Here is a 17,652-nt window from a genome sequence, read left to right on the forward strand (position 1 = left end):
ATTTTGTTTAATTATTGGGAGGGGACGTCAATGTTTGATTTTCTAGCTATAGATTTTTCACTTTTACCTGCATTTATTTTAGCGGCTTTTGTTATCTGTGTTGCACCAGGACCAGACATGGCATTTGTCATTAGCAGAAGTATTTCACAAGGAAGAAAATATGGAATTGCAACCGCATTTGGTATTCAAATGGGAGTACTTGTTCACATTTTATTAGCAGTACTAGGCTTATCAGCTATTTTAATGACTTCTACATGGGCTTTTCTCATTTTAAAATATGTAGGAGCAGCCTATCTAGTCTATTTAGGGATACAAACATTACGAGATCGGAAAAATGTGCAAGTTTTTACTGAAAAGAAAAAGGTGAGTGTTCGCAAAGCTTTTATGGAAGGTGCGTTAACAGATATTTTTAATCCGAAAGTTGCGTTGTTCTTCTTAACATTTATTCCGCAATTTATTGATCCTAATATCTCTAGTACAGCTAGTCAGTTTATTATTTTAGGCTTAATTTTAGGTGTCATCGGTTTATCGGTAGATATTTCAACCGTGTTTATTTCTAGTTTGTTTGGTAATTTCTTAGCGAAAAATAAAACAGCGCTATGGTGGCAACAAACAGTAAGTGGGATTACATTGCTAGGGCTTGGTGCATGGCTGGCACTGGATGGTAAGTTGAAAAGCTGACACGAACTATGACCAATCCAACCATTCATTGATGGCATAATGGGCTTGGTTGTGGTAGATGCATTAGGTATACCAATTTTAAAACATTGAAACAACTTGATAGTTTGAACCGTTTACTACAATAAAAAATTTATTATTTTAGCCAACAACTATATAATGCATTGGCTATTTTTAGGAAATAAGTGTATGATTTCTGGATGAGAGGAGAGGTGGTTTTTTTATGAGAATAATTGGTTTAATAGGCGGTATGAGTTGGGAATCCTCTGTTGAGTATTATCGTATTATCAATGAAGAGGTCAACCGTAAGTTAGGTGGTTTACATTCAGCAAAATGTCTATTGTATAGCGTTGACTTTGACGAAATTGAACGTTATCAATCTGAGGGTGACTGGGAAAGCGCTGGTAAGCATTTAGCTGAAGTGGCTGCATCGTTAGAAAAAGCTGGTGCTGACTTTATTGTGCTCTGTACAAATACAATGCATAAAGTAATAGATTATATGGAAGAAAAGATAGATATACCGATTTTACATATTGCTGATGCAACAGCAGTGAAAATTAATGAATCAAATATCAAAAGAGTGGGTTTACTAGGTACCAAATATACGATGGAACAGAATTTTTTAAAATCAAGATTAGAAGATGACGGACTTGAAGTTATGGTACCGGATGAGGAAGAAAGAGAACATGTTAATCAAATTATCTTTGAAGAGTTATGTTTAGGGCGCATTAACAGCTCTTCAAAAGAATATTACCAAAAAGTAATGAAAAGTTTAGTTAATAATGGAGCGGAAGGCATTATTTTGGGCTGCACAGAGATTGGCTTATTGATCAAACCTGAGGATGCAGAAGTTCCATTATTTGATACAGCTGTAATTCATGCGAAAGAAGCGGTTAATCTGGCGATATCAAAAGAAGACAAAGATAGTAAATCCCAAGTTAACTAGCTAACTTGGGATTTTTGGCTATTCATAACTCTCTTCCAATTCATCAACTAGTGAGCCAATAAATGAAACAGCTTCCTTAATAGCATCTGGTTTAGCCATATCGACTCCAGCTTTTTTAATAAGATTAAGTGGTTTTAATGAACCACCAGCTTTAAGAACCTCTAGCCAATTGTCAGCTGCAGTTTTTCCGTCTGTTTTAATTCTTTGTGCCACAGCTGTAGCCACTGTTAATCCAGCAGAATACGTATACGGATATAATCCCATATAATAATGTGGTTGACGCATCCATGTTAGTCCAGCTCCGTCGTCAAAGGTCACCGTGTCACCCCAGAAGTTTTGAAGTGCTTCTAATTTTTGTTGGGTAAGCACATCAGCTGTTAATGGTGTACCAGCTTCCGCTAAATCATAGACGCGGCGTTGATATTCTCCTTCTAAGAGATGGGTAACAAAATTATGATAATAGGTTCCAATAAGTTGCGTAATTACCCAGCGCTTCATTCGTTTATCATTGGTTTTATTTAATAAATGATTGGCTAGCAATAGTTCGTTAATTGTTGATGGAGCCTCAACAAAGTATGTTGATGGATCCGTATTAACCAAGGATTGATGTTTTCCAGCTAGATAGAAATGGCCCGCATGCCCGAGTTCATGTGCCAGAACAAATGCACCACGCATTTTATCTGTCCACGTGATCAAAATATATGGATGGACACCATAGGGACTTGAGCAGAACGCACCAGTTTGTTTTCCGATATTATCTGCCAAATCGATCCAGCGCTCACTCAAACCTTTTTGCATAATTTCGCTATACTCTGGTCCCATTACTTGTAATGCCTTAAGAATAATCGCTTTTGCTTCTTCATACGTTGTTGTTGGATTATATTCCGGATCAAGAGGTGCTTTTAAATCAGCATAGCGTAATTCGTCTAAGCCGAGCTTTTCTTTCAATAACTTGGCATATCGACGCATATGTGGTGCGAGTTCCTTCTGACTTACATCAAGTTGATTATGGTACATTTCTTTCGTTACTTGCTGAGGAGTGAGTAACATATCTGTAACAGAATCATAGTTCCTCAGGCGAGCTAATGTAACTTGTTTGGTTACTTCCGTAGCATATGTTGCCGCATAGGTATGTTTATATTGGTTCAATGTTTTAGTAAAAGATTGATAAGCATCACGACGAATTCGCGTATTCGCTTCTAACTCATAGCGGTCTTCATAAAGGGCTGCAGACATCGGTAGCTCTTTACCTTGGTCATTCTCGATAGAATCAAAGGTCATATCAGAGGATTTACTTCGTTCATAAATCATGAAAGGTGCATCATGAACCTCGCCTAAAGCAGCTAATGTCTCTTCCATTTCAGGAGCTAAGGTATATGGTTTTTGTTCCAGGGTGTCAGTGAGCAATTTTTTATACGTAACAAGACCTTCTTCTTCCTGTAAAAATTGCTCCATTTCCTCTTCAGAAAGTGTTAACAATTCGGATTGAAAAAAAGATAGTTGTGCACTGATACTTGCCAGTGCTGAGGCAACTTTGGCCGCATCCCTCTGATTAGCAGGATCACTTCCATCAGCACTTGCGCGTAAGTGGGCATATGTACTTACATAAATTAATCGCTTTTGATAATTCTCGAATGCAGTAAGTCCTTTTAATAAAGTAGTGGCATTACTTACTAATTTCCCTTTGTATTGCGTTACCTCTGAAACATCTGATTGAATCGCCTCTAATTCTTTTTCCCATGCTTCTTGAGACGTGAATAAGTCTGTTAAATCCCATGTTTTTTCATTAGGTACTTCAGAACGCTGTAAACGTGTGGACATAGAAATCCCCTTTCTAGCAAAAATTACGATATACAAAACATTATATGACAGCTTGCATGAGAATAACAGTATAGTCAGATATCTTAGAGAAAAATAAAATAATCGAGATTGTAGGAGAACGATTAAAACTGAATTCTTTTGAAATGTAAATATCAGTATTCATAGTGGAAAAATCTTTTAAAAAGGAAGTCAATATAACGAAATATAAAAGCATGAACCTCATTTTCTACCTATGTTGTTCCACAATCGTTGATGAAATAAAAATTCAATAAGTGATTTTACTAAATTGTAATAACTGCTCCATGGATCAGTACGTAAGCTTAGGAATTTAGATAAGCTCCCGAAGTGTAAATAAATATGACTTCATAGACCTTAAATTAGTTTACAACTACATCCAGCGTTTTTTTAAACAAGAGATGCGCCTGGATGAGGATTTATTTTTCAATATTATTTTAGAAAGTGTCAAAAGAAAAGAACCTATTATATGGATTCTTTTCTTTCAAATAACACTCCAATATCATCGCTGTACATATGAATGACAAATGTCGCCCCAGCTTTTCGGATGTTCCTTTTTACATTGCATCGTGTCTACATCAGTAAATCCAAATTTTTGATAAAGTGTATGAGCGTCTTTTGTATATAACCCCAAGGTTTTGACCTGATTGTCTGGATGTTCCATTATGCAGTTGAACAACCATTTACCTAATCCCTTACCTTGATAATCAGAGTTAATAATGACATCACAAACCCAAGAAAATACGACATTGTCCGTAATCACTCTGGCAAAACCTATTTGCTTCTCGCCATCAAAGACACCAAAACATATCGAGTTTTTCATGCTTTGTGTAATCACTTCTTTTGGTCGATCTGCGGCCCAATAACTATTGGTTAACATCCCAAATATGATATCTGTATCCATTCTATTTTTGTCATCACTCACTGTATAACCATTTTTGTTCCATTCCATTAGATTGCCTCCTAATCATGATATAATAGGATTATAGAATCTTTTCTACATCTATTAAATCCTTTTTTAGGTATTCTGTATGGGTACAGAATGGAAGGAGGCACCTAATGAGTACAAAATACAACAATATAATGAATGACTTGAAAAAGAAAATCATAGAGGGTACTTTAAAGTCTGGTGTCAAACTACCTTCTATCAGAATTTTATCTGAAGAATACTCTTGTAGTAGAAACACCATCATTAAAGCTTATCATGAGTTAGAAAAACAACATATCATTTATTCGGTTCCGAAGAGTGGATACTATGTAGTAAATCATGTAAATCTTTTAAAAAACAGAGTAGATACTCCTGAAATTGATTTTTTATCTGCAGGACCAGATAAAGAAGCGATGCCTTATAAGGATTTTCAACATTGTATTAATCAAGCAATAGATTTATATAAAGGAGAACTTTTTTCATATTCTCACCAGCAAGGGTTGATGACTTTAAGAAAGGAACTAATTAAACATTTACAAGACAGACAGGTGTTTACTAGTCCTGAAAGAATATTTATTCTATCTGGATCACAGCAGGCAATTAATTTACTTACGCATATGCCTTTTCCAAATGGTAAATCAAATATTCTTATAGAACAGCCTACTTACTTCGGTGCAGTAGAAGCAGTACGACTTCACCATGTAAAAACATTCGGTATACAGCTCACAATGGAAGGCATTGATTTAGACCGATTAGAATATATGTTTCGTCATAACGATATTAAATTTTTCTATGTTATTCCGCGTTTTCATAATCCACTTGGTCATAGTTATTCGAATGAAGAAAAAAAGAAAATAGTTGAACTTGCTAATAAGTATGATGTATATATTGTGGAAGATGATATATTTGGTGATCTTGACATCAATGCAAAGTCAGATCCAATGTTTACCTATGACCCAAGAGGAAAAGTTATTTATATTAAAAGTTTTTCTAAAATAATGCTTCCGGGATTGCGAATAGGTGTAGCCGTATTACCTGAACTATTAATAAACACTTTCTCTCGCTATAAATTTAGTAATGATTTGTTTAGTACGACAATTTCCCAAGGTGCTTTAGAAATCTATTTAAAAAGTGGTATGTTTAATAACCATTTGGAGAGCATTAAAGATTTATACAGAACAAAAATGGAGATAGTGAAAGCAGCATGTGAACAATATTTGTCACAAAATTATCAATTTACTAAACCTGCAACAGGCTTCTATATGTCGATTTATTTACCAAGAACGCTATCGGCAAAACGATTAGTTAATGCGCTACTACAAGAAAATGTTTTTGTTGATGATGCTAAGAGAATGTACTTGCCAGAATTTCAAAAGGAAAATCTAATTAGGTTGTGTATAGCACAAGTAAATAAAAATCAAATTTCTCAAGGGATAGAAACCATTGCAAAATACATTGATACATTAAAAAATCAGCAAATAATAATGAAGGACAATGAACAATTAAAGAATTTGTGATGTAATATAACTTAAAAGGACCACCAATATGAGTGGTCCTTTGATATGTACCCATCTAGGCTTCAGCATACCATTTTCGCAACTGATTGATATGTGCCTGATGATACCTGTTATGGTCTGCGATATGCCAGATTCCCCATTGAATGGTTGCCTTCTTTCCGTTACCATATTCCACTACCTGATTCAGTTGTTTATCTGTTAACTGGTAGCATGCATTTTTCATCATATTTATGACCTTATCATAGTCTTTCAGAAGTACGTCTAGAGAAATACCTTTAATTAGTGGTAATTGGTTATTTTCATCTAGCATTGGTCCGTATTTTTCCATTAAGTTTAACGGCATTTCTTCCTCTTTTATCCTATATACCCAGTTTAAATCGACGAATGCTAAATGTCTTAATAATTGTGCTGTACTGTTATATTTCTTGCTAGGACCTTTAAAATCTACTTCCTCTTGTGACATACCAGCAACAATCTTTTTAAGACGATGATAATTTTCATCCACCATAGCATAAAGCATACCTACGGTGCGGTCCATATCCATTTCCACTTTTAAATTTGAGACCATCTGATCACTCCTCATTTAAACATTTTAGCATGTTACAATATTAAATGGCTCCTTTTCCTTTTTTCTGCATGAAGAAGTTAGGATTATCAAGTGGTTGAAAGCCAAACTTAGAATAAAAAGAATGACCATCATCAGTAGCTAACATAAATCTGCGAAGCTTTAGTTCTTCATAATTAGTGATAGTATTAAGCAGCCAATTGCCTAATCCTTTGTTTCTATATGGAGCTAGGATAAATACATCTTGTAAATAGGCGTGAGTGACCAGGTCAGAAATGACTCTAGCAAAGCCTATCTGTTTGCGTTTTTTGTCAATGGGATCAATAAAATACATCCCGAAACAAAAAGCAGAATTACGGATAGATTTGATCACATCTTCTTTGGAAATTCCTTTTGACCAGTATGATTCATTGCTCAAAAAGTTATGGATTACTTCTAAATCTAATGCATCTTTATCCATTGTAATCAGATAATCTCTATACTCCCAACAAGCCTTATACAAAATGATCACCTCAGTTATTTTTGTATAATCATACTATTGATTTTATAAATATACAATGATATCTCCTATTTAACAATAAGTAAGTTAAATTTTTTCGCTTATCTCCCTGTTATGCTTTACAATAAAATAAAAGCAAAAAAAAGTAGGTGTTTGACATGAAATATGCCATTTATCAAATGGATGTAGTCGTTGCAGATCCGGAAGCGAACAGAGAGAAAATTAAAAACTGGATAGAAAGAGAAGTTGACGATGATAAACCAGATACTGTTGTTTTGCCGGAAATGTGGAATGCCGGCTATGCATTGGATAGACTAGATGGTTTAGCGGACAACAACGGTGAAAATACGATCCCTTTTCTAAGCGATTTAGCCAAAAAAAATAATATAAATATTATTGGTGGTTCTATTGCTAACCAAAAAGAAAATGGTATTTATAATACGAGTTATGTATTTAATCGCGAAGGTAAACTTGTCCATCATTATGACAAAATGCATCTCGTTCCGATGTTAGATGAACCAAAATATTTAAATGGAGGGGAAGCAAAAGGAGCAATATTCGAACTCGAAGGTGTCAAGATGGGTGTGATTATCTGTTATGATCTTCGTTTTCCTGAACTGATGAGAGCAATAGCGTTACAGGGGGCAGAGGTGCTCCATATTGTGGCGCAATGGCCAACAGCTCGAAAAGATCATTGGAAATTCCTGCAGTATGCACGGGCGATTGAAAATCAATGTTATGTTATTTCAGCTAATAGTAGCGGGAGTTGTAATGGTACCGATTTTGCCGGGGAATCGATGGTAATTAATCCATCCGGTGAACTTGTAGCGTCAGGACTTCCCGAACAAGAATCCACCATTAGTGCAAGTATTGATTTAACCAAAGTAGCAGAAATACGCAAAAATATACCTGTATTTGATAGCCGGGTACCACATTTATATGGAGAGTGATCAATATGACAGAATTCGAATATGCCGATAAACTAAAACGATTACCTGAACAATTCTTTGCAAAGTTAGTGAAAAAAACGCAGTCACTGGTTAAACAAGGTCATGATGTCATTAATCTTGGACAAGGTAATCCAGATTTACCAACACCCGATTTTATTGTGGAAGCTTTGCAGGAAGCAAGTGAAAATCCAACGTTTCATAAATATTCGCCATTTCAGGGATATCCTTTTTTAAAGAAAGAGATAGCAGATTTTTATAAAAGAGAATACGGTGTAGATGTTGATCCTGAATCAGAAGTAGCGATTTTATTTGGTTCCAAAACAGGACTTGTGGAAGTTAGTCAATGTTTGTTGAATCCATATAATAAAGTGCTTGTTCCTGACCCGGGTTATCCAGATTATATGTCAGGAATCGCACTTGCAAATGCAGAGCCTGTACATATGCCATTATTGAAAGAAAATGCTTTTTTACCTGATTATGAGATGCTAGCCCAAGAGGATTTAGACAAAGCAAAACTAATGTTCCTCAACTATCCTAATAATCCAACTGCTGCCACTGCCACAAAAGAATTTTTTGATCAGACGGTTGAGGTTGCGAGAAAACATCATATCTGTGTTGTCCATGATTTTGCTTATGGTGCGATCGGTTATGATGGGGAAAAACCGCAAAGCTTTCTGCAATCACCAGGGGCTAAAGAAATTGGCATTGAAATGTATACTTTGTCGAAATCATTTAATATGGCAGGCTGGCGAGTGGCATTTGCAGTCGGCAATCCGTCGGTGATTCAAGCGATTGAACTTATTCAAGATCATTATTATGTAAGTATTTTCGGAGCTATTCAAGCAGCAGCTCAAAAAGCATTACAAGACGGCCAAGAAGCAACCCAAAAGCTTAATCATGAATATGAGCAAAGAAGAAATGCCTTCTTACAAAAAGCGGAAGAGATTGGCTGGCGTGGCGGTACGAGTAAGGGATCTTTCTTTGTTTGGATGCCTACTCCTGCTGGTTATAGTTCTGAGGAATTTGCTGAATTCTTATTAGAAAAAGTGCATGTTGTTGTTGCGCCGGGGAGTGGGTTTGGTACTTCAGGTGAAGGCTATGTTCGCATTGCATTACTAGATCATCAGGATAGATTAATCGAAGCGTGTGAACGAATCAGAAAATTGTCATTATTCTTGTAAGCTAACCTTACTGATTGTTCATTTGCACAATATATCCAGTTCATGTGATTTGTGCTACTCTTTTCTTATGTTTTTCTAAAGGTAAGGAAAGTATATAACCATTGGTATCACAATTTTTATCAGAGGTAGGAATAGGTTGATTCAAAGCATGTCATTAAAAAAGCAAGGATAGATAGGCAGATAGAGTAAGATGTGTACTTCTCATGGTTGTCATTTTGAAAGATAGCTTCTGCAAGCCACCCGCTGCGGCTGACCGTTTCACTTTCCAAGGGGCATGCTCTTCAGCTAACTTTTCTAGGAGGAGTTCGCTCCTGCAAAAGTGGTTCTTCAGATCATGCTATTCCCTTAGGAGTCGAAACGGTCTGCCTCCGCTATACCTTTTTCTACAACGAAAATCAGAAAAAGCATATTGGTTTTATAAACATTATTAAAGGTTGTTCAAAAAGTCACCAAATGATAAGCGGCGAATCTCTTCGGTGGCTAGTTTCTCCGTTGCTCACGTATCTAAAAGCATACGTTCTACTACTCGAAACTGCACCGCCTCGACCTTCTTGCTTCTAAATTGGCAACTTTTTGAACACGCACTATTAGTGATTCAAATGCCATATTTTTGCACTTTCACAGGGATAATAACCCATGTTGCTAGGTCTTACAAATATTGTAGCGCATGCATTAAGCGAAGGCCGCCCACTTCAACTCCTGTGGGACTCGTTTGACCTGAAGATCCACTTTTTTGAGCGGTTTTTGCTCGAAAAAGTTAGCTGAAGGGAAAACCCCACGGAAAGGGAAGTGGGCAGCCGGAGTGGTGGTCAAACTGTCGATATATTTCATAATGGTTACTAATAGCAATTTCCACAGACCTACTTAGCATTTCGTTATAAGGTTGGGCGGTTTTGCCCGGTTTTTCTAGCTTGATGGCACTCCTTCACTATTATTTAAAAGGTATATAAAATAGATATTCTAACATTTCGAGTATTATCGAAACAGGGTACTATACAATAAATCATACACAAGCTTTCTCTTGATGAGGAGGCTTGTGTTAGTTCTATTGAAAGGATTTTCTCCTTATGTATCAACCCAACCTCAAAATCACATCAAAAAAGTGTTCTTTTTTAACCTTCTTAACAAAACAACTCTATCAAATTGCTAAAATCTTACAATATTTTAATTCTTGATATGTCAGAATATTTTAAAAATAATGTGAGGAAACCTAACACACTGTTAGAATAGATTTTTTTTATTTGCTAGCCTTATCTATGTAAATCAATTAAAACTTGGATGGGGGCAGAAAAATGAGAAAGAGGAATTTTTTCTATCTATTAATTTTAGGATTACTTGCAATCTTTATGGTGGCATGTTCGGCGGCAGATAATGCAGCAAGTGCTACAGATCCCGAAGAAGGGACAGAGACAACAGAGGAAAGTGAAAGTAATGAAGGAAATGATGGGGATACGATTAAAGTAGGGATCTTACATTCATTAAGTGGAACAATGGCAATTAGTGAAACATCTGTACAACAAGCAGAGCTTCTTGCCATTGAAGAAATTAACGAAAATGGCGGTGTACTTGGCAAACAATTAGAGCCGGTGATCGAAGATGGTGCTTCAGACTGGCCGACATTCGCTGAAAAAGCTAATAAATTACTACAGCAAGATGAAGTTGCAACGATTTTTGGAGGCTGGACTTCAGCAAGTCGTAAAGCGATGTTACCAGTTGTAGAAGAACATAATGGCTTATTATTCTATCCGGTTCAATATGAAGGAATGGAAGATTCACCGAATATCTTCTATACAGGTGCAGCTCCAAACCAGCAAATCGTACCAGCAGTAGATTGGTTGTTAGAAAATAGAGGAGATTCTTTCTTCCTTTTGGGATCAGATTATGTTTTCCCCAGAACGGCAAACGCAGCTATTAGAGCGCAGTTAGAAAACGAAGGTGCAGAATTAGTCGGTGAAGAATATACACCGTTAGGACATACAGATTACAATACAGTCATTGCAAAAATCAGAAATGAAAATCCGGATGTTATTTTCAATACATTAAATGGTGACAGTAACGTTGCTTTCTTTAAACAGTTAAAAGACGCAGGTATTACATCAGATGATATTACGGTTTTATCTGTAAGTGTTGCAGAAGAAGAAATTAAAGGTATTGGCGCAGACGTTATTGAAGGGCATTTAACAAGCTGGAACTATTATCAAACAACGGATACACCTGAGAACGAAGAATTTGTTGCTAGCTATCAAGCAGAATATGGAGAAGATGCGGTAACAGCAGACCCGATTGAAGCAGGTTACTTTGGCGTTTATTTATGGGCGAAAGCAGTTGAAGAAGCAGGAACAACCGATGTGGATGAAGTTAGAGAAGCGGCGAAAGGAATTACGTTTGATGCTCCAAACGGAACGGTAACGATTGATGGGGACAACCAGCACGTGTATAAAACCGTAAGAATTGGTGAAGTACAGAGTGACGGTATGATTTCAGAGCTATGGCAAACAGAAGAACCTGTTAAGCCAGACCCTTATTTAGACGAATACGATTGGGCATCAGATTTAAGTGAATCCTTAGCAGAATAGAAAATATAAAAAATAAAAAACTATTTTTTTTACAATGAAGTTCACATCAAATGTTACAAAAAAATACATGAATTGGCAGTTAATAAGATGAAAGAGGATGTTGGGCTAAGTGCCCGCTTCCTTCTTCATGAAGGAAAGGATTGTTTGGATTGAATGAAATCATTTTAACCTTATTTAACGGAATAAGTCTAGGTTCGATCCTGCTATTGATTGCATTGGGGCTTGCGATTACATTTGGCTTGATGAATGTCATTAATATGGCACACGGGGAATTAATCATGGTTGGTGCGTATATCACTTACGTTATTCAAACTATTTTTATGAACTATGCTCCGCCGGAATATTTTGACTTGTATTTTATTATTTCTATTCCGGTTGCACTTATCGTAGCAGCGGGCATCGGGATGCTGTTAGAGGTATCGTTAATTCGCCATTTATATAAGCGGCCCTTAGATAGTTTACTAGCTACATGGGGTGTTGGTCTTATTTTACAACAAACAGCAAGATCGATTTTCGGGGCACCGAACGTAGGAGTAACAAGTCCGTCCTTTTTAACTGGAGGGTTAGAAGTTGGCTCGTTAATCTTGCCCTATTCCCGATTATTTATTTTAGGATTATCGATTGTTTGTTTATTCAGCATTTTTTATTACTTTTACCGAACAGCAAGTGGTAGAAGAGTAAGAGCAGTTATGCAAAATCGACAAATGGCAGAATGTTTGGGGGTTTCCACTAGAAAAGTAGATATGCTGACATTTGCAATTGGTTCTGGTTTCGCTGGTGTTGCTGGCTGTGCATTAACGTTGCTAGGTGCAATAGGTCCAACAATAGGAACAAGTTATATTATTGATGCCTTTATGGTAGTTGTTGTTGGTGGAGTTGGTGCACTGTTTGGTGCAGTTTCTGGAGCTTTCGGTATTGGGATTTTAAATACGATTTTCGAATATGTGACAAATGCAACACTAGGTAAAGTTTTAATATTCATTGTCATCATTGCCTTTTTACAATGGCGACCATCCGGTCTTGTCATGTCACGATCAAGATCACTAGATTAAAATTAGGAGCGTTGAATCATGCAAAATACGATTTATCAAAAACTATTAAGTCAGAGAGTCATTTTTAGTTTGATTTTTCTGTTGTTATTAGCAGCTCCACTTTTTATGTCAGACTTTCGTTTGAATTTGCTCGGTAAGTTTCTAGCATTTGCTATTCTGGCAATCGGTTTAGACTTATTGTGGGGTTACACAGGTGTTCTAAGTCTAGGGCACGGGATATTTTTTGGTTTAGGTGCTTATTGTATGGCGATGTATCTGAAATTAGAAGCAACAGGAGGAAAATTACCTGATTTCATGGCATGGAGCGGAATGGGTGAACTTCCACTTATATGGATTCCGTTTCAATTTCCGATCATCGCTATTTTACTTGGTATATTGATACCTGCGATCGTGGCTTTATTTCTTGGTTACTTAACTTTCCGAAATCGGATAAGTGGTGTTTATTTTACGATTCTATCACAGGCTCTTGTATTAGTCGTCGTTACCTTATTTGTCGGAAGTCAAAACCTTACTGGTGGGACAAGTGGTTTAACCAACTTTAAGACATTATTTGGTTTTCAGGTCAACGCGGCTTCTACCCAGACAGCTTTTTATTTAATTACGGTAGTGGTATTGGGTCTTGTGTTTTTCGCTTGTCGTAAGCTTATTAAAGGCCGATTCGGAAAAATACTCGTCGGAATTCGTGATGGTGAGAACCGCATGCGATTTCTTGGTTACAATCCATCTGCCTATAAAACATTCATTTATACCTTATCGGCTGCGATTGCAGGACTTGCTGGTATGCTATTCGTTCTGCAAGTCGGAATTATTTCACCGACGATGATTGGCATTATTCCATCGATTGAAATGGTGTTATGGGTCGCATTAGGTGGACGCGGTACATTAATAGGTCCAATTATTGGAGCAGTTCTTGTTAATGCGGCAAAAACAGGATTCAGTGAATCATACCCAGATATATGGACTTATTTCTTAGGGTTATTGTTCGTACTTGTTGTCGTCTTCCTGCCAAAAGGTATTACTGGTTTATTTGAAAAATGGAGTGATCGGAGGAAAAAACAAGATGTCTCAAGCAGTGTTGAAGTTGAAAAAAGTTATAGTTGACTTTAGTGGTTTTAAAGCCATTAATCAGTTAGATTTCGCGGTCCAACCGACATCCGTCCATTTTGTAATCGGGCCGAATGGAGCAGGAAAAACCACTTTACTCGATGTTGTTTGTGGTAAAACCAAAGCAACGACGGGGGAAATAAAATTACAGGAAAGAAAAGAACTATCCAAATTAACGGAAGATCAAATTGTTCATCAAGGGATCTCTCGAAAATTCCAAGCCCCATCGATTTTTCAAAACTTGACAGTAATAGATAACTTGGAAATCTCAATGAAGCAGAAGAAAAACTTATTTTCGATGATCAAGGCAAAATGGACAAATGAACAAAAAAAGAAGATTAATGAAATGCTCGAACTAGTCGGTTTAAAAAAAGTACAGCATCAGCAGGCAGGCTCCCTTGCCCACGGTCAAAAACAGTGGCTGGAAATTGCGATGGTCTTAATGCAGGAACCTGATATTGTGTTATTGGATGAGCCCATTGCAGGGATGTCGAAGAAAGAACGTAACAAAACAGGGGAATTAATTACGAAAATAGCAAAGGATCGTGCGGTATTAATCGTCGAGCATGATATGGACTTTGTGAAGGAATATGCAGATATTGTTTCGGTGATGCATGAGGGGCAATTACTTTTTGAAGGAAGTATGGAAGAAGTGCAAAAGGATCCGACGGTGAGGGAAGTATATTTAGGCAGAAAGGTTGAGGAGAATGTTGTCAATTAAGGGACTGGAAGCTGGTTACGAAGAAAGTATGGTCATCCGTGAGATCGATATGGATGTAAAGGAAAACCAAGTCATATGTGTAATGGGAAGAAATGGGGTAGGGAAATCTACTTTATTAAAGACGATCATTGGTATTCTGCATCCGAAAAAAGGATCGATCCACTATCAGTCTGAAGACATTACCAATGCCCGTTCCTCCTCACGTGCCCAGAAAGGAATTGGCTATGTCCCGCAAGGAAGAGAAATTTTTCCGAAGCTAACAGTCTATGAAAATCTGCTCATTGGACTTGAAGCTGGTAACCAAAAGAAGGTAGATGAGAAAATCTACGATTATTTCCCGATCTTAAAAGATTTTGCTAAACGAAATGGCGGGGATTTAAGTGGTGGACAACAACAGCAATTGGCTATCGCCCGTGCGTTAGTATCGAATCCATCCTTTTTGTTACTAGATGAACCGACAGAAGGGATTCAGCCGAATATTGTTCAGGAGATTCAAGACGTTATTGTAGATATTAAAAATACATCAGCTACTTCGATGATTCTAGTAGAGCAAAATTTAGATTTCGTTAAAAGTGTAGCGGATTATTTATATGTGATTGATCACGGTTTGGTAGTATATGAGAATCCAATAGATCAAGTGAAAGATGATGAGGTATATCGTTATTTAAGTGTATAAATGGGAGGGGTTTTCATGAAGTTATCACCTGTCGAACAGGAGAAATTACTACTTTTCTTAGCGGGTGAATTGGCAGAGAAAAGGAGAAAAAAAGGATTAAAACTAAATTATCCGGAAGCCACTGCTTTAATCAGCTGTTACTTATTAGAAGGTGCACGTGAAGGAAAAACTGTTGCGCAACTAATGCAGGAAGGAAAGAAAGTATTGACTTCTGACGATGTGATGGAAGGTGTTCCGGAGATGATCGAAAGTGTACAGATTGAAGCGACTTTTCCAGATGGTACGAAGCTGGTAACTGTCCATCAACCGATTATGTAAGGAGGTTTTTAGATGATTCCTGGTGAGATCAAACTAGCCAAACCAGAAATTGAAATTAATCAAGGAAGAGGTACGAAAACAATAAAAATTGCCAATAAAGGTGACCGTCCAATTCAAGTTGGCTCGCACTATCATTTTCCAGAAGTAAACCGAGAGCTTGATTTTGACCGGACAAGTGCGATCGGCATGCGATTGAATATTCCAGCGGGTACAGCAGTACGTTTTGAACCAGGGGAGGAAAAAGAAGTTGAGCTCGTTGAAATAGCAGGAAACAAACATGTATACGGACTTAATAACCTGACAAACGGTAGTGTATCAGAAACTGCAGAGATTACAGAAACAATTAAGCAAAAAGGGTTTTAGAAAGGAGCATTTCTATGAAACTTTCACGACAGCAATATGCTGCTCTATATGGTCCGACAGCTGGGGATCAAATTCGGCTAGCAGATACCGATATATGGATCGAAATCGAGAAAGATTTCACGACATATGGAGATGAAAGTGTCTTTGGCGGTGGAAAAGTATTACGAGATGGTATGGGGCAAAGCAGTACAAGAACGCGTGATCAAAACGTCTTGGACTTAATTTTAACCAATGCGTTGATTCTCGATTATACTGGCATTGTTAAAGCAGATATCGGGATTAAGGATGGAAGAATTGTTGCTATTGGCAAAGGTGGAAATCCAGATGTGATGGAAGGGGTCACCGAAAATATGGTGGTCGGTGCCTCAACAGAAGTGATTGCCTGTGAAGGGAAAATCGTTACGGCAGGTGCAATAGATGCACATATTCATTTTATCAGTCCGCAACAAATAGAAGTAGCCTTGGCAGCAGGGTTTACGACGATGCTTGGCGGTGGTACCGGGCCTGCAACGGGTACAAATGCAACGACATGTACACCGGGCGAGTGGAATATCCACCGAATGTTGGAGGCAGCAGAAGAATATCCGATCAACTTAGGCTTTTTAGGAAAAGGAAATGCTTCCTCACCTGATCCACAACGAGAACAGGTCAAAGCTGGTGCCATAGGTCTGAAATTACATGAGGACTGGGGAACAACACCGGCAGCGATCAGTCAATGTCTCAGTGTGGCAGACGAATTGGATGTGCAAGTGGCAATCCACACCGATACATTAAATGAAGCTGGTTTTCTGGAAGACACCGTCAAGGCAATTGGCAACCGTGTGATTCATACCTATCATACGGAAGGGGCAGGGGGAGGACATGCACCAGATATCATGAAGATTGCATCTTTTCCTAATGTGCTGCCATCATCAACTAATCCAACAAGACCATATACGGTTAATACGATTGATGAGCATCTTGACATGTTAATGGTCTGTCATCACTTGGATCATAACGTACCAGAGGATGTGGCTTTTGCCGATTCACGGATACGTCCGGAAACAATCGCAGCAGAAGATATTTTACATGACTTAGGTGTAATTAGTATGATCTCTTCTGATTCACAGGCAATGGGACGTGTTGGCGAAAGTATTACCCGAACGTGGCAAACAGCAGATAAGATGAAAAAACAGCGCGGCTTTTTACAGGAAGATCAACAAGCGGAAAATGATAACACTCGTGCCAAGCGCTATGTGGCAAAGTATACCATTAATCCAGCGATTACTCATGGAATGAGCGACGAGATCGGCTCGGTTGAAGTTGGAAAGCTGGCGGATTTGGTGATTTGGGATGCAAAATTTTTTGGAACAAAACCGGAAACAGTTGTAAAAGGCGGTATGATCGCTTATGCACAAATGGGTGATCCGAATGCATCGATTCCGACACCACAGCCGGTGATGATGCGGCCGATGTTTGGCGCGCTAGGAAAAGCGAAATATAAAACCGCTATTACCTTTGTTTCACAAGCAGCATACAAAGACAAGGTTCATGAAGAGCTAGGTTTGCAGAAGCTAGTGCGTCCTGTGCAAAACTGCCGAAATATAGGGAAACTGGATCTGCCTTTGAATGATGCAACACCACAAATTGAAGTAGATCCAGAGACATATGAAGTAAAACTTGATGGTGAAATCATCACTTGTGAACCTTTTGAAGAGGTAGCGATGGCACAACGCTATTATTTATTCTAAGGAGGAAATAAG

Annotated in this window: 17 protein-coding genes; 13 read left to right on the forward strand and 4 right to left on the reverse strand. The window is 37.7% G+C overall.

Annotated elements, in window-relative coordinates:
* Positions 1-30: 30 nt before the first annotated feature.
* Together GI584_RS06870 and GI584_RS06875 are read left to right on the forward strand one after the other, a co-directional pair.
* Positions 31-681, forward strand: a complete 651-nt coding sequence (locus tag GI584_RS06870) for a LysE family translocator (protein ID WP_157801897.1) — start codon at positions 31-33, stop codon at positions 679-681.
* A gap of 220 nt (positions 682-901) precedes the next feature.
* A complete protein-coding gene (locus GI584_RS06875) occupies positions 902-1,624 on the forward strand; it encodes an aspartate/glutamate racemase family protein (protein ID WP_153790745.1) in 723 nt (240 codons plus the stop codon).
* Between the two features lie 18 nt (positions 1,625-1,642).
* Here GI584_RS06875 and pepF read toward each other — a convergent pair whose 3' ends face one another.
* On the reverse strand, positions 1,643-3,445 hold the full coding sequence (pepF, locus tag GI584_RS06880; protein ID WP_153790746.1) for an oligoendopeptidase F: 1,803 nt from the start codon (positions 3,443-3,445) through the stop codon (positions 1,643-1,645).
* A gap of 517 nt (positions 3,446-3,962) precedes the next feature.
* The gene (locus tag GI584_RS06885) at positions 3,963-4,412 is read right to left on the reverse strand and encodes a GNAT family N-acetyltransferase (RefSeq protein ID WP_153790747.1); all 450 of its coding nucleotides are present in this window, start codon (positions 4,410-4,412) and stop codon (positions 3,963-3,965) included.
* Positions 4,413-4,519: 107 nt separating this feature from the next.
* Here GI584_RS06885 and GI584_RS06890 point away from each other — a divergent pair, with 107 nt between their 5' ends.
* Positions 4,520-5,905 (forward strand): aminotransferase-like domain-containing protein, encoded by a 1,386-nt coding sequence (locus GI584_RS06890; protein ID WP_100361371.1) that lies wholly within the window; start codon positions 4,520-4,522, stop codon positions 5,903-5,905.
* Between the two features lie 55 nt (positions 5,906-5,960).
* Here GI584_RS06890 and GI584_RS06895 read toward each other — a convergent pair whose 3' ends face one another.
* Together GI584_RS06895 and GI584_RS06900 are read right to left on the reverse strand one after the other, a co-directional pair.
* Complete coding sequence (locus GI584_RS06895; RefSeq protein WP_194842147.1) at positions 5,961-6,473, reverse strand: DinB family protein; 513 nt, start codon at positions 6,471-6,473, stop codon at positions 5,961-5,963.
* Positions 6,474-6,513: 40 nt separating this feature from the next.
* Positions 6,514-6,972, reverse strand: a complete 459-nt coding sequence (locus tag GI584_RS06900; RefSeq protein WP_228552359.1) for a GNAT family N-acetyltransferase — start codon at positions 6,970-6,972, stop codon at positions 6,514-6,516.
* Positions 6,973-7,127: 155 nt separating this feature from the next.
* Here GI584_RS06900 and GI584_RS06905 point away from each other — a divergent pair, with 155 nt between their 5' ends.
* From GI584_RS06905 to ureC, 10 genes are all read left to right on the forward strand, one after another.
* Positions 7,128-7,919, forward strand: a complete 792-nt coding sequence (locus GI584_RS06905; RefSeq protein WP_100361370.1) for a carbon-nitrogen family hydrolase — start codon at positions 7,128-7,130, stop codon at positions 7,917-7,919.
* Between the two features lie 5 nt (positions 7,920-7,924).
* Entirely contained in the window at positions 7,925-9,100 is a 1,176-nt protein-coding gene (locus GI584_RS06910; protein ID WP_153790748.1) for a pyridoxal phosphate-dependent aminotransferase, read from the forward strand.
* A gap of 1,292 nt (positions 9,101-10,392) precedes the next feature.
* Positions 10,393-11,676, forward strand: coding sequence for an urea ABC transporter substrate-binding protein (gene urtA, locus GI584_RS06920; protein ID WP_153790750.1), 1,284 nt, complete (start codon positions 10,393-10,395; stop codon positions 11,674-11,676).
* Positions 11,677-11,825: 149 nt separating this feature from the next.
* Positions 11,826-12,728, forward strand: coding sequence for an urea ABC transporter permease subunit UrtB (gene urtB, locus GI584_RS06925; protein ID WP_100362526.1), 903 nt, complete (start codon positions 11,826-11,828; stop codon positions 12,726-12,728).
* 18 nt (positions 12,729-12,746) lie between these two features.
* Complete coding sequence (urtC, locus tag GI584_RS06930; protein ID WP_100361366.1) at positions 12,747-13,829, forward strand: urea ABC transporter permease subunit UrtC; 1,083 nt, start codon at positions 12,747-12,749, stop codon at positions 13,827-13,829.
* Positions 13,789-14,553 (forward strand): urea ABC transporter ATP-binding protein UrtD, encoded by a 765-nt coding sequence (urtD, locus tag GI584_RS06935; RefSeq protein ID WP_100361365.1) that lies wholly within the window; start codon positions 13,789-13,791, stop codon positions 14,551-14,553. Before urtC ends, urtD begins: the two co-directional genes overlap by 41 nt.
* On the forward strand, positions 14,540-15,229 hold the full coding sequence (gene urtE / locus GI584_RS06940) for an urea ABC transporter ATP-binding subunit UrtE (protein WP_153790751.1): 690 nt from the start codon (positions 14,540-14,542) through the stop codon (positions 15,227-15,229). Before urtD ends, urtE begins: the two co-directional genes overlap by 14 nt.
* 15 nt (positions 15,230-15,244) lie before the next feature.
* Positions 15,245-15,547: an urease subunit gamma gene (gene ureA / locus GI584_RS06945; RefSeq protein ID WP_100361363.1), complete on the forward strand. Its 303-nt coding sequence runs from the start codon at positions 15,245-15,247 to the stop codon at positions 15,545-15,547.
* A gap of 12 nt (positions 15,548-15,559) precedes the next feature.
* Positions 15,560-15,910, forward strand: a complete 351-nt coding sequence (locus GI584_RS06950; protein WP_100361362.1) for an urease subunit beta — start codon at positions 15,560-15,562, stop codon at positions 15,908-15,910.
* Positions 15,911-15,924: 14 nt separating this feature from the next.
* A complete protein-coding gene (ureC, locus tag GI584_RS06955; RefSeq protein WP_153790752.1) occupies positions 15,925-17,640 on the forward strand; it encodes an urease subunit alpha in 1,716 nt (571 codons plus the stop codon).
* Positions 17,641-17,652 lie beyond the last annotated feature (12 nt).

Origin of the sequence: Gracilibacillus salitolerans (assembly GCF_009650095.1) — a bacterium.
Taxonomy (GTDB): Bacteria; Bacillota; Bacilli; order Bacillales; family Amphibacillaceae; genus Gracilibacillus; species Gracilibacillus salitolerans.